18 protein-coding genes and 1 tRNA gene are annotated in these 12,492 nt (G+C 59.7%); 9 read left to right on the forward strand and 10 right to left on the reverse strand.

Annotated features, from left to right (window positions below):
* Window positions 1-49: 49 nt before the first annotated feature.
* The 4 genes from ispG to CKO25_RS15445 form a co-directional block, all read right to left on the reverse strand.
* Entirely contained in the window at window positions 50-1,282 is a 1,233-nt protein-coding gene (ispG, locus tag CKO25_RS15430; RefSeq protein WP_200388847.1) for a flavodoxin-dependent (E)-4-hydroxy-3-methylbut-2-enyl-diphosphate synthase, read from the reverse strand.
* A gap of 50 nt (window positions 1,283-1,332) precedes the next feature.
* Window positions 1,333-2,220, reverse strand: coding sequence for a DUF4743 domain-containing protein (locus CKO25_RS15435; RefSeq protein ID WP_242467648.1), 888 nt, complete (start codon window positions 2,218-2,220; stop codon window positions 1,333-1,335).
* Entirely contained in the window at window positions 2,217-3,017 is an 801-nt protein-coding gene (gene mazG / locus CKO25_RS15440; protein WP_200388848.1) for a nucleoside triphosphate pyrophosphohydrolase, read from the reverse strand. Before mazG ends, CKO25_RS15435 begins: the two co-directional genes overlap by 4 nt.
* A 73-nt stretch (window positions 3,018-3,090) precedes the next feature.
* On the reverse strand, window positions 3,091-3,441 hold the full coding sequence (locus tag CKO25_RS15445; protein ID WP_200388849.1) for a hypothetical protein: 351 nt from the start codon (window positions 3,439-3,441) through the stop codon (window positions 3,091-3,093).
* A 373-nt stretch (window positions 3,442-3,814) separates the two neighbouring features.
* Here CKO25_RS15445 and CKO25_RS15450 point away from each other — a divergent pair.
* From CKO25_RS15450 to CKO25_RS15460, 3 genes are all read left to right on the forward strand, one after another.
* Window positions 3,815-3,891, forward strand: a tRNA-Arg gene (locus CKO25_RS15450).
* Window positions 3,892-3,934: 43 nt separating this feature from the next.
* Complete coding sequence (locus tag CKO25_RS15455) at window positions 3,935-4,081, forward strand: hypothetical protein (protein ID WP_200388850.1); 147 nt, start codon at window positions 3,935-3,937, stop codon at window positions 4,079-4,081.
* A gap of 29 nt (window positions 4,082-4,110) precedes the next feature.
* The gene (locus tag CKO25_RS15460) at window positions 4,111-5,190 is read left to right on the forward strand and encodes an N-6 DNA methylase (RefSeq protein ID WP_200388851.1); all 1,080 of its coding nucleotides are present in this window, start codon (window positions 4,111-4,113) and stop codon (window positions 5,188-5,190) included.
* A gap of 60 nt (window positions 5,191-5,250) precedes the next feature.
* Here CKO25_RS15460 and CKO25_RS15465 read toward each other — a convergent pair whose 3' ends face one another.
* The gene (locus tag CKO25_RS15465; protein ID WP_200388852.1) at window positions 5,251-5,586 is read right to left on the reverse strand and encodes a hypothetical protein; all 336 of its coding nucleotides are present in this window, start codon (window positions 5,584-5,586) and stop codon (window positions 5,251-5,253) included.
* Between CKO25_RS15465 and CKO25_RS15470 the strand changes: the two genes are divergently transcribed.
* The 5 genes from CKO25_RS15470 to CKO25_RS21640 all read left to right on the forward strand — a co-directional run bounded on the left by CKO25_RS15470 (window position 5,585) and on the right by CKO25_RS21640 (window position 8,283).
* Complete coding sequence (locus tag CKO25_RS15470) at window positions 5,585-6,685, forward strand: helix-turn-helix domain-containing protein (RefSeq protein WP_200388853.1); 1,101 nt, start codon at window positions 5,585-5,587, stop codon at window positions 6,683-6,685. The two genes, CKO25_RS15465 and CKO25_RS15470, sit on opposite strands and share 2 nt — an antisense overlap.
* A 428-nt stretch (window positions 6,686-7,113) precedes the next feature.
* Window positions 7,114-7,587, forward strand: a complete 474-nt coding sequence (locus CKO25_RS15475; protein WP_200388854.1) for a restriction endonuclease subunit S domain-containing protein — start codon at window positions 7,114-7,116, stop codon at window positions 7,585-7,587.
* Between the two features lie 14 nt (window positions 7,588-7,601).
* Window positions 7,602-7,868 (forward strand): DUF4258 domain-containing protein, encoded by a 267-nt coding sequence (locus CKO25_RS15480; protein WP_200388855.1) that lies wholly within the window; start codon window positions 7,602-7,604, stop codon window positions 7,866-7,868.
* Window positions 7,865-8,059 carry a DUF2283 domain-containing protein gene (locus CKO25_RS15485; RefSeq protein ID WP_200388856.1) on the forward strand — a complete coding sequence of 65 codons (195 nt, stop codon included), beginning with the start codon at window positions 7,865-7,867 and terminating at the stop codon, window positions 8,057-8,059. The genes CKO25_RS15480 and CKO25_RS15485 overlap by 4 nt, the downstream gene beginning before the upstream one ends.
* Window positions 8,060-8,148: 89 nt before the next feature.
* Window positions 8,149-8,283 (forward strand): hypothetical protein, encoded by a 135-nt coding sequence (locus CKO25_RS21640; protein WP_276569039.1) that lies wholly within the window; start codon window positions 8,149-8,151, stop codon window positions 8,281-8,283.
* An 81-nt stretch (window positions 8,284-8,364) separates the two neighbouring features.
* Here the strand turns inward: CKO25_RS21640 and CKO25_RS15490 are convergent, their stop codons facing one another.
* The 4 genes from CKO25_RS15490 to CKO25_RS15500 form a co-directional block, all read right to left on the reverse strand.
* The gene (locus CKO25_RS15490; RefSeq protein ID WP_093038361.1) at window positions 8,365-8,571 is read right to left on the reverse strand and encodes a RelB antitoxin-like protein; all 207 of its coding nucleotides are present in this window, start codon (window positions 8,569-8,571) and stop codon (window positions 8,365-8,367) included.
* Window positions 8,572-8,592: 21 nt separating this feature from the next.
* Entirely contained in the window at window positions 8,593-9,378 is a 786-nt protein-coding gene (locus CKO25_RS21260; protein ID WP_338115145.1) for a site-specific integrase, read from the reverse strand.
* A gap of 12 nt (window positions 9,379-9,390) precedes the next feature.
* Window positions 9,391-9,999, reverse strand: a complete 609-nt coding sequence (locus CKO25_RS21265; RefSeq protein ID WP_338115146.1) for an Arm DNA-binding domain-containing protein — start codon at window positions 9,997-9,999, stop codon at window positions 9,391-9,393.
* A gap of 1,106 nt (window positions 10,000-11,105) precedes the next feature.
* A complete protein-coding gene (locus tag CKO25_RS15500) occupies window positions 11,106-11,384 on the reverse strand; it encodes a hypothetical protein (RefSeq protein ID WP_200388857.1) in 279 nt (92 codons plus the stop codon).
* 107 nt (window positions 11,385-11,491) lie between these two features.
* On the opposite strand from CKO25_RS15500, the gene CKO25_RS15505 reads away from it, so the two are divergent.
* Window positions 11,492-11,758, forward strand: a complete 267-nt coding sequence (locus tag CKO25_RS15505; protein ID WP_200388858.1) for a hypothetical protein — start codon at window positions 11,492-11,494, stop codon at window positions 11,756-11,758.
* Between the two features lie 506 nt (window positions 11,759-12,264).
* Here CKO25_RS15505 and CKO25_RS21270 read toward each other — a convergent pair.
* Window positions 12,265-12,492 (reverse strand): transposase (locus tag CKO25_RS21270; RefSeq protein WP_242467649.1); only part of this gene is annotated, 228 nt, incomplete at its 5' end.

Below are 12,492 nucleotides of genomic sequence, written 5' to 3' on the forward strand. Positions count from 1 at the left end.
ATGATCATGAGCCCAGGCAACTCAGTGTCGAGTCACCCTCTCCGGGCGGTCAAGGCGCCCGATAGTGGCTCTCGATGTATTCATCGACCATGCGCTTGAACTGCTCGGCGATCCCGTCGCCCTTGAGCGTGGCAACCTTCTCGCCATCGACATAAACCGGCGCGGACGGACGCTCTCCCGTGCCCGGGAGACTGATCCCGATGTTGGCATGCTTACTCTCGCCCGGACCATTGACCACACAGCCCATGATGGCGACCTGCATGGTCTCGACGCCGGGATACTGTGTTCGCCATTGCGGCATCTGCTCGCGCAGATAGGTTTGAATGTTTTGGGCGAGATGCTGAAAGGTGTCGCTGGTCGTGCGCCCACAGCCGGGACAAGCGGTGACCATGGGTGCAAAGGATCTCAGCCCCATGGTCTGCAGGATCTCTTGCGCCACGACCACCTCGCGGGTCCGGGACTCGCCCGGTGCGGGCGTCAATGAGATGCGGATGGTGTCGCCAATCCCCTCTTGCAAGAGCACCGCCAGCGCCGCGGTCGAGGCCACGATCCCCTTCGATCCCATCCCCGCCTCGGTCAACCCCAGGTGCAAGGCATAATCGCTCCGCTCGGCGAGCATCCGGTAGACCGCGATCAAATCCTGTACACCACTCATCTTACAAGACAAGATGATGTGATCCCGCCCCAGCCCTAGTGCCTCGGCTCGTTCGGCACTACTGATAGCGGACTCCACCATCGCGGCCCGCATCACTTCATCGGCAGTCAGCGGCTGCGCGGCGCGCGCGTTCTCGTCCATCATGCGCACGATCAGATCCGGATCGAGACTGCCCCAATTCACCCCGATACGAACCGGGCGATCATAGCGGCATGCCATCTCAATCATGGTTGCGAACTGACTGTCCTTCTTCTCGCCACGCCCCACATTACCGGGGTTGATGCGGTATTTCGCCAGCGCCTCGGCGCACGCCGGATAATCGGTCAGCAGCCGATGTCCATTGAAATGAAAATCACCCACCAGCGGAACCTGACAACCCTGGGCATCGAGGGTGTCGCGAATGATCGGCACGGCCTGCGCCGCCGACTCGTGATTGACCGTGATGCGCACCAGTTCGGAGCCGGCACGCGCCAGCTCAATGATCTGTCGCACCGTGCCACCGATGTCGGCCGTATCGGTGTTGGTCATGGATTGAACGAGGATCGGCGCATTGCCCCCAACCGTGAGGGGGCCAATGCGAACCGGGCAAGTCGTGCGGCGTTGAATCGGAGATGACATGGGACTCATGGGGCTGTGGTGGTGTTTGACGAACGGATCACGGGAATATGAGCGCGACCTCAGGGGACGGTCGACGCAGGCAATGGCGAACGCAGCCCTTGGACGATGGCGATGTAGTCCGGGTCATCCTGAGGGATCAGTCCGTGCCGGATCATGAAGTCGATGATCACCAGGTTGCAGTTCAATTTGAATGCATCCGTCTCCCGCACGATCGTGCTGATCTCCTCAAGTGAGATCCGCTCGAAGGACTCCACTTCCCCGTCGGTGCACCGCGGTTGAAAATCGTCCGGGAGTTCAAGATCGTAACAGAACATCACATCCGGCTTGAGACCAAGCTCGGCGTCGCGGCAGTAGGTCACCGCGCCAACCGGCAGAGCACGATCCGCAAGCTCCGCTGCCATACCCGCCTCCTCGGCGCATTCCTTGCGGAGATTCTCCGCAAGACCGAGGCCATAGGGCAACCCACCACCAACAAGGTTATCGAGTCGCCCTGGGTAATGACGGCGGTCGGCAGCACGCCGTGCAACCCACATCTCAAGGCCTCGCGCGGTGCGGACATAGCCGTTCAGGTGCTGGCCAAAGGCACGCATCCCGAAAAAGGGCGCCCAGGCCCGATCGATTAGGCACCATGCCGTCGCAGGGCCGGATGCGGTCACCGGATACCACTCATCTTGCCGATCAGGCAGCAGACCCTGCTCGCACAAGGTCAGCGCAATCGCCTCGAGCGCGGCCGTGCGACCCGCGAACGTTGCGGGGGCGTCGATCCATTCCACCGCCGTGGTGGTCACTTGAAACGCGCGTGGCCAGGCACGCAGGGCCTCCGCCGCCGTGTGGCGCAGACTGCCAAGCTGGACCCCGCGTGCCACCAAGGGCACAAAGGCACCCGGCTCCCAGGCGTTACACGCCGCGATCTTCTCCAGTAATCCCCGCAGCGGTCGCGCGCTCAACGCTCCTCCGCCTTGATGAGATTCCACAGCCGCTCCATCTCGTCGCGCACGCTCCGACCTGGCACCAGGCCGCCGGCCCGCAGACACACCTCGACGCGCCCGAAGCGTCGTTCGAAGCGGTGATTGGCGGCACGCAACGCCTGCTCGGCATCGACCCCCATGTGGCGCGCCAGATTCACACAGGAAAACAAGAGATCACCCACCTCGTGGACGCGTTCAGTCGGTTCAGCATGGGTGCGCAAGGTCTCGCGACACTCCTCGAGTTCCTCGATCACCTTCGCGAAGACCTCATCCATCGCGTCCCAGTCAAATCCCACAACGGCCGCGCGTTTCTGTAGCTTCTCCGCCCGCACCAACGCCGGCAGGGCCTGCGCGACGCCCTCGAGCACACTGCCGATCGGCCGCTGGCGCTTGCGTTCGCGCTCGGCCGCTTTCTCCCGCTCCCAGTTTTCCCGCACAGCCTCTTCATCCTCCAGCGAGGCATCGCCGAAGACATGCGGATGGCGGCGGATCATCTTCTCGCTGATCGCCTGCACCACGTCGGTGAAGTCGAAGCTGCCCTGCTCCTGTGCGATCCGCGCGTGGTAGACGACCTGTAACAACAGATCGCCTAATTCCTCACGCAGTTCCTTCATATCCTCGTTCTCGATCGCTTCGGCGACTTCGTAGGCCTCTTCGAGCGTGAACGGAAGGATGCTGCGGAACGTCTGTTCTTGATCCCAGGGACAGCCCGTTTCAGGATCACGAAGACGCGCGACGATCGCGATCAGGTCATCGATGGGTTCGTGTCGTCTCATCACCTCATGTCATCCTGCGCTGACCGCCGTCATGTCAAAATGGAAGCACACCGCCTTGTCGCAGTGCCTGAGATCACACCGAGCCATTAAACAGCAGTCCCAGCAAGACCGCGGCAATCCCGCCCCATTTCCAGTAGGCGCGCGGGATGCCGATGAGTTCATCGGGGCGGGTCCGGCTCGGATCCCGAATGATCTCATACAGGTGGGGACCGGCTAGGAACCAGGGAAGAAATCCGAAGAACGTCGGAACCGCCAGCCACAGCGGCACGGGTTCGTTCAAAAAGAGCGCAACCGCCAGGATCGGCCAGACGATCAGGTAGATCGCCGTCAATTTCGCGTCGAGTGATTTATTCGCCGTCGTCACGAATCCTAGGAGCGCGATAAGCCCCCAGACCGCAACGATCAGGATAAGAAGGATACGCATGGTCTTCGGCAGCAGAATCGCTCAAGTCTTGCCGTGTGGTTGACGGCTCAGGCACAGATGGTAGCGGATGCTCGCGCGCAAGGTCCATCTCAAGATCTCCTTGAGAAGATTCAGATCGAGCACGGCCCTCAGATTCCGCGCTGCGCGGGGTCGCCGCACGCTCGCCCCAACCTCCGCGCGCAGCGGCTGACCCGCGCCGGTCCCGACACAACCTTCATCCGGCATTGGATTCGAAGGCGCTTGACAGCGAGTCATCCAATCTGGATGATGTGCGCCTCGATCGACCCCTGAGCGGCTTCGATCACCACTCAAACGGTCAGCAGGCATGCGCGACCGGAGACGGACTCCACGGAAGGAGCATCATTTCTCTCAAGCGCCCGTAGCTCAGCTGGATAGAGTACCTGGCTACGAACCAGGTGGTCGGAGGTTCGAATCCTTCCGGGCGCGCCATGAAAACAACGGCTTAGATCCATTGGGTCTAGGCCGTTTTCGTTTGAGTCACCATAGAGTCACCAAGGATGTCGGCAAGACGCTGCAGGACGCCATGCGCACCATCGAGGCCGCCAATCCGGGCCGCTTCGACGGCATCTTCGGCGATGCCCCTGGACCAACAAGGAGCGCCTGCCCGACGCCACGCTGAAGAATCTGCTCGAACACTTTTCCAGTCAGGTGCTCTCGCTCGCCAATGTCCCCGAGGATGAGCTTGGCGACGCCTACGAATACCTCATCGGCCGTTTCGCCGACGATGGCGGCCACACCGCGCAGGAGTTCTACACCAACCGCACCGTGGTCCATCTCATGACCCGGATGCTCAAGCCCCAACCGGGCGAGCGCATCTATGATCCGACCTGCGGCACGGGCGGCATGCTCATCGCCACGCTGGCCGAGTTCAAGCGGCAAGGCGGCGAGCATCGCACCCTGCGTCTCTACGGGCAGGAGCGCAACCATATGACCGCCTCCATCGCCCGCATGAACCTGGTCCTGCACGGCGTCGAGGACTTCGACATCCAGCGCTGCGATACCCTGGAGGCACCGCGCTTCACCGAGGCCGACCGGCTGCGCACCTTCGATGTGGTGCTGGCCAATCCGCCGTACTCCATCAAGCGCTGGAACCGCGACGCCTGGTCGTCGGACCCGTGGGGCCGCAATGCGCTCGGGACACCGCCCCAAGGCCACGCCGACTTCGCCTTCTTTCAGCACATCCTCGCCAGTCTCGACCCGCACACCGTCCGCTGCGCTATCCTCTTTCCGCATGGCGTGTTGTTTCGCAACGAGGAAGCCGAGATGCGGCGCAAGCTGATCGAATCCGACCGGCTCGACTGCGTCCTGGGGCTGGGTCCCAACCTCTTTTTCAACTCGCCGATGGAGGCGTGCGTCGTCGTCTGCCGCACCCGCAAGCCGCCCGCGCGCCAAGGGCGAATCCTCTTCATCGACGCTATCAACGCGATCAGCCGCGAGCGCGCTTATAGCTTCCTTAAGCCAGTCCACCAGCAGCGTATCGCCGCCACTTATGACGCTTTCGCCGACGAGCCGGGTTTTGCCCGGGTCGCCACCCTCGACGAGGTCGCCGCGAACGGGCATAGCCTTTCCATTCCGCTGTACGTCAAGCGTCAAGCCAAAAACGGCGCCCCGGCCGACACGCGCACCCTGGCCGAGATCTGGGCCGCTTGGGAGCAGGATGGCCGCGCTTTCTGGCTGCAAATGGATTCCTTGGTGGAAGCGCTCGACCGCTTGGCCAAAGAGCACTGACAGCGCAAGGCAGCATGGATAAGTAAAATTGTTCACCAATGCTGTGCATGATTCTCTAAACTAGGAGGGTGCGTGGAGATCGTATTCGCGGACAAGGACCTTGAGACTCTTTGCTCTGACGAGCGTCAACAAAAGAAACGCCTCGGCCTCGCCGGAGCGCGCAAGCTGCGCACCCGGCTGGCTGACTTGCAAGCTGTCGTGCGGGTAACGGCATTGTTCGCGGGCCATCCACACCCTCTGACCGGCGACCGAGACGGGCAATTTGCGCTTCGGCTGGATGGCGGATGTCGTCTGGTCTTTGAGCCAGCCGATCAACCGATACCCCGCCGTGACGATGGCGCAGTGGAGTGGGCCGAGGTCACCGCCGTCCGCATCGTTTTCATTGGTGACTACCATGACTGAGCAAACACAGACGTTTACACCGAATTGGGTTTCGCCGCCCGGTGACACCATCGACGACCTCCTGGATGAGCGTCATTGGACCAAGGCCGAGTTGGCCGAGCGGACCGGATTCACCCGTAAGCACATCAACGAATTGCTGAAGGGGCGTGTCCCGATCACCGCCGAGACGGCGAACCGCCTGGATCGCGTTCTGGGTGGCACGGTCGAATTCTGGCTGACCCGTGAGGCCCAGTACCGCGCCGCGCTGGAACGCCGGGAAAGCCTGAAAGCCTTGCAGCAGGAAGCATCCTGGCTCGCCGAGCTGCCGGTCAGCTGGCTGGTCAAGCAAGGCTGGATTCGGCACCTATCCACCCAAGCCGAAAAGGTCGAGGAATGCCTGCGGTATTTTGGCGTCGCTTCGGTTACGGCATGGCGCGAGCGCTACGAATCTCCCTTGACCGCCTTTCGCGCCGCCGACAGTGCCAAGAAAAAGCCCGGGTCCATTGCGGCCTGGCTGCGTCAGGTCGAGCGCGAGGCCGATCAGCTCGACTGCGCTCCTTTCAACAAAGCCGCCTTCAAGCAGGCCCTGCCGACCCTACGCACCTTGACCGCCGAGCCCGATCCGGGGGTCTTCGTCGCCGCTCTTCAGCGCACTTGCGCTGCTTGCGGGGTCGCGGTGGTCTTCGTCCCCGCACCGCCCGGTTGCCCAGTGCACGGAGCAACACGCTGGCTGGGGCCCGACAAGGCGGTCCTAGCGCTGACGCTGCGCATGAAGACCAATGATCAGCTCTGGTTCAGCTTTTTCCATGAAGCGGCGCATCTGCTCAAACACAGCAAGAAGCTCTGGGTGATTGAAGGTATCGACGGATTGGATCCTGACCATGAACGCGAAGCGGATCAGTTCGCCGCAAATCTGCTCATCCCGCCGTCACAGGTCGGCGTCTTGAAAACGCTCCGCACCAAAGTCGATGTAGAACGGATGGCTAGTCGTCTTGGAGTTGCGCCCGGCATCCTGGTCGGGCGGATGCAGCGAGAAGGCTGGCTGCCCTGGAACCATCTGAATGCGTTGAAGGTTCGCTATGCCTGGCCTGTGCCAGATGACACCAGCGATTGATGCGGGATGAGTACGGGCTTCGGCAAGACGGACAAGGTCTGCGCTCAACCATCGCTCCCGCCGTGCGAAGGTCGCAAGCTCACCAACAATCGTTGCAATCTCGAACATGCAACCTTGCCCCCCGAGCTTGCAACCTTGCTTGCCGGGCAACCCGGCCGACTCGATCAGAAGGCGTTGCGCCAGTTGATGATGCGTCTCTGCGCTTGGCGTCCCCTGACCGGCGAGGAGCTTGCAACCTTACTGAAAAAAGCGCGACTACCTGCGCAACAAACACCTGACTCCGATGGTACGCGAGGGACAGCTCAAGCTGCGCTACCCGGAGAGCGCCAAGCACTCGCATCAGGCGTATGTCGTGACCGAGACAGCACAGGAAAGCCAGCATGAGTGAGGGACTGAAACCAGGATGGCAACGCTGGCGGTTCGAGCAGATGGCGCAGAGCATCAACGAGCGTGTCGACGATCCGAGCCAGGCGGGTGTCGCGTATTACGTCGGACTCGAACACCTGGATTCCGACAGTCTGAAGATCCGCCGTTGGGGCGTACCGGACGATGTGAGCGCCACCAAACTGCTGTTCGAGCCGAGGGACATCATCTTCGGCCGCCGCCGCGCCTATCAGCGCAAGCTCGGTGTGGCGGAGTTTCGCGGGATCGCCTCGGCGCATTCGCTCGTGCTGCGGGCGAAACCCGCCGGAGTTCTGCCCGAGTTCCTGCCCTTCTTCATGCAATCGGATCTCTTCATGGAGCGCGCGCAGCGCATTTCGGTGGGGTCGCTGTCGCCGACCATTAACTGGAAGAGGCTCGCGAAAGAGGAGTTCGCGCTGCCGTCGTTGGAGGAACGGCGGCGGATTGCCTTACATCATCAAATCGCGCATGCTCGCCCGCTCGCCGCTTCACCGGGGTAAAGGACGATCCATCCATGACAACGTGGGAGAGCCAGCGTTTCGGCAAGCGGGTCCAGTTGACCCATCATGCGGTCGACCGGATGGCTCAACGGCATCTCGATCATGCGGACCTTGAGGATCTAATCGAGACCGGAAGCGTCAAGCAAAAGGACAGCGAGCATTGGTGGATCTTCAAGCACTTTCCGAGACGAGACGATAACCTCGTTCGCGCGGCGGTTCTGGCGCGCGAGGCGCTGATCATCAAAACCATCATGACCCACTGGGAGGAGCGCGACGGATGAAGACCATCTATCACCCCGATGACGACATCCTGGAAATCCGCATCAGCGACAAGCCGGTCAGTCGCGAGGTTTCGCATGGCTGGAATCTGAACATCAGCTACGCGGAGGATGGGAGCGTGGTGGAGATCGTCCTGCTGGAGGCGCGCGCACAAGGGCTGTATCCGATCATCCTGGATCGGCAGGCCGCTTGAATCGAGCGCGACATCGGGACTGCCGGCGGGCCAGCCATCGAGGGCGGAAGATCGACCGCCAACTCCGATCATCAATCCGGTCGTCAACCATGACTTTCACCGAATCCAACACCGTCGAAGCCTATCTGCATGACCTGCTCGACGACCGCCACGGCCGGCGCGCCACGCTGTCTTCGCCCGATAGCTTGACCACGCCAGCGGGCCGGGGGTCGCTGGCCAATTAGGCGATGGCATCCCCAAGGCGTTGCCGGGCCGGCCGGGGTAGTTTGTCGAACTGGCGTTTGGCCGCTTTGCCGAAGGCGATGCTATAGGCCATGTTCAGCCTTCACGACTTCCCACGGGATCGTGTCTTCTTCGCCGCGCTCGATCCGGGCTAGTGCCTCGCGTGCTTCTTCCAGGTCTTCCAGATCCTCGAGGCGCTCGATCAGCGCTTCGTATTCGGCGATGGGCAGCAGAACCGACAGGGGCTTACCGTCCTGGTCGGTCAGGAATTGCGGGTGTAGCTCGGGCATGGTGGAAACCTCTCTTGCGTGTCAGGCGGTGCGCTTGGTTTTGATCTCGCTCACGTCCGCGGCGGGTGTGAGTCCCGCCGCGCCCATGATTCGGGCGCCATGTTGTTCCAGGGCCGCCCGCACGCTGTCTTCACCGAACCGGGCATAAACCGCGGTGGTTGCCGTGTTGGAGTGATTCAGAACCCGGCCGATCAGGTGCAGACTGTTGCCGGCTTGGGCGAGCCAGGATCCAACCGTCCGCCGCAAGTCATGCAGGCGAACATCATCGATCGCCGGGGGCAGCTCCACGCCTTCGGCTGCCGCCGCCGCGCGGATCTCCGCCACGCTTGGCAGCATCGCGTAACCCTTGGGGACGTGTTTGCTCCGGTCGCGGGTGCGCTCCGCGGTCAACCGTTCCATCAGGGCCGCCGCGCCCGGGTCTTCACGCCAGCGGCTCAAGGTCGCCGCCTCGCGAACCCGGTTCCAGGGTTTGGAGATGTTGACCAGGTGGGCCGGGGGTGCCTTGCCGTCCGCGGGGGCCTTCCTGGGGCCGCGCCCGACCAAGATGAAGGGGTTGCCCACGGTCCGGGGAATCGCCCGCAACAAGGCCAAGGCGGGGCCGCTCAAAGGGATGTAGTGGACCCGGCCGGCTTTGATGTCCGGTAGTTTGAGCTCCGCGCGGTCCCAGTCCACATGATCCCACCGGGCGGTCAACAGCTCTGTTTTTCGGGCGCCGGTCAGCAGGTAGAGCCACAGGGCAAAGCGGGCGGTGTCGTTGGGCTCTTGGTTGATCGCTTCCGCCAGTCGGGGTAGCTCTTGGGGGCTCACCCAACGGTCGCGCTACACTTCGCGGAGGTCGTCGACTCCGACAGCTGGGTTTGCGTGATCGTCCGGAACGAATCCCCACGTCTTCGCCAAGGTGAACATCTTGGCGACCAGCTCGCGAACGCGGTTCGCCTCATAGGGCTTGCCCTCCTTCGTGCCGATCGCGGAATGCAGTTTAGCCACGTCGGCACGGGAGACGGATCGGGCCTTCATCGAACCCCATCGGGGCAGGATGCGTTGATTGATCCGCCGCTGATCGTCCTTCCAGCTTTTCTTGCGGGGTTTGGCGTAGCGTTCCAGGTAGGCCGCGCACAGCTCCGAAACGGTTTCGCCGCGTCGCTCCTTCTCGCGCTCCGCCAGTGGGTCCGTGCCTTGGGTCTCGACCTTCGCCAGCTCAGCACGGGCCTGGGTCCGGGCTAGGTCAAGGGTCAGGACGCCGTAGGTTCCGATGGTCAGCAATCGTTTCGTTCCGCCGCCCGTACGATAGGACAGGACGAAGGACTTTTTCCCGCTCGGGAACAGGCGCACGCCGAAACCGGGGATCTCGGAATCCCACAGGACACACCGGGCGTTGTTCGCGCCGGTATAGGTCGCCGCGTCGATGGTCCGTTTCGTCAGTTTCACCGGGCTATCCTCCGTCTTTGAGTCACCAATGAGTCACCAGAAGGGGGCGAATCGAGCGGTAATCTGACGTAAAGGATAGCAGGGTCTAAGGCTATAAGCTATTGTAGAAACGTAAGATTTCGTAACCGATGGGACAGGGCCGTAAGGGTGAATCTGTGACTACGAACCAGGTGGACGGAGGCTCGAATCCTTCCGGGCGCGCCATGAAAAAAACGGCTTAGATCCATCGGGTCTAGGCCGTTTCTCTTTAACAGCCGTACTGGTTGCCGTTTGGTTGCCGTTTCGCCAGCCCTAGGCTGCCGGTTCCCCGCGAACTCACGCGACCATCTGCGTCCGAACTTTCGACGCTGCATCCCCGCAAGATCGCCGGAAGACATTCAAGACGCCGTTCGCCCCCCAGGGCGACCTTCGTCAAGGATCCAACCGGAACGTCTCTACGAGCCCAACAATACGCCTAAGCGTCCACCCTGTTGATGGCTCCCAAACCTCAACAAATGCGACACCAATCTTCGTCCCGAATGACCGACCGAGACGCCAACCATCCGCATCATCGGCAGCATGACTTCAAAAAACCCAATTTTGACGATCCGCAGTCCCGGCTTGCGGTAGGTCAGTTTTGCGACCTTTTCCACATTCCAAATGTTGACATGGAAGTATCTTCACCTACGCTAACGAGATGTGGCCCTGTTGCTGCCCAACAGTGGCCACCTCGTCGATCATGTTGCATCGACCAAGGACACACGGTTTGGACAACCAACCTTGGTGACAGTCCAGCTGGAAATCGCGTGGTGTAGTGGGTGTACAGGATGAACAAGGGACCAGAACCGTGGGCCGAATCGCGCAGTCTTCAGTTTTCCGAGCTTTTTCCCAGTTCGCAACGACCTGTCGCCCGACTTTCGGGCGATCCTCTGATCCATCCAAGCGCAAACAGACAGCAATGCTAGGGCTGTATGCCGTGGGGATTCGAACGATAGATGGCAGATGCATTCCAGGACCAGAGATCAAGGTTCTCGGCTTTCTCATCGGATACTGCGGTTTCGGGTTTCATAATGCACTCCCGCTCAAAATCGCGCTCAACCCCTTCCCGGCAGGTAACCTGCGCCAGGTCAACCAAAAATCAGTGCAGAGCTTCGACAATCATCAGCGTCTGCCATTCGGCGAGATCGGAGGGGCCGACAAGCTTCGGAGGTAATGGTGACCTGATCCGCCGTCAGCCCCGGCAAGGCCGCCGGCTTGAGGTCCTTCAGGAAATCCTCGACCCGTCGGACGTACCATTGACGGAACTTGGCCGGAACCTGACGCCGGATCAGGAGATCCAGGTAACGGTCCCAGTTCGACGGTGCGCCGTCCTCACGGCGCGTCCGCGTGCTGTTGACGTCAGGCATCGCTAGGCTACTCTTGCGCTAGACAGCATGCAGTCTATTACACGGAACAACGCATGCAACCTAGAGCACATTATGTTTAATCCAAAGCAAATAAAAGGGATTACGTTATGGGTATGTTTGGAAAGTTATTTGAATCAAAAAAGCCAGCACCTTCTTATGAGATTCATCAAGATGATGAAGGTTTAATAAAAAGCCAAGATTTTGATTGGTGGAAAACTCTAACAATGGATGAGTTAAAAGCAATTGAACAACAAGATAACATAGCAAGAATGACGCTTTACTCGCATTGTACAGAAATCAAAGGAATGAATAAAGAGGACGCTCTTAATAAAGTTAAAAGAAGTTTCCCAATTTACTATTTAACTTTAACCTAGAGATCAGACAAGCCTTTTACGGAAGGAGAAGATGCAAAGCTACCATATATATTAAAAAATCGCATAAATAGGACAATCATTCCTCAGCTTTCTGAAGAGTTAATGAGCAACGGTGTACATATACATTCTCTTATTCGTAGGCTTTTGAAATCATCTTAGTAAAGCGAGGAAAAGGGGCCAAGCTTTATTAGACAACTAGATTAAGAAAGCTCCTAACGAGCGCGTAAACCTGACCGCGTACTGGCTAGCTGTCGCTTCGCTCCTGCCAGCCAGTACGCGCCAGGGTACCCTTGACGTTAGCATCCATCCGCCATCGTGCGACGAATGAGGGGAAATTTTGAAAGCTTTAATTTGGATAATCGCCTTAGTTCTTGTAGTTCCGACTTTTGGTATATCGCTTGCGATTGCGGTCGTGATAACAATGTACTTGAACAAGCAAGATCAAATAGCAGTAGCGCATATGGTAGTCGCAGTAGCATCGGCGTTGAAAAATGACATATTATACTCTATGTATTTACTATTTGCGTTTTTTCTATCACCTGAAACTTCAGCGTCAAAAGAGTTTCGAGAGATTTACGATTGCTGGTGCTAGTGCTATTAATACACCCCATGATCGCAGCTTTGAATTTGGGAAAGGTTTCGTAGTATCGAGAATATAAAACTTGTTTCTTGACGTGTCGCCAAAGCCGTTCAATCAAATTTAAGTTTGGTGAATAAGATGGCAAGAAAACCAG

It is taken from the genome of Thiocapsa imhoffii, assembly GCF_016583985.1.
GTDB classification, from domain to species: domain Bacteria; phylum Pseudomonadota; class Gammaproteobacteria; order Chromatiales; family Chromatiaceae; genus Thiocapsa; species Thiocapsa imhoffii.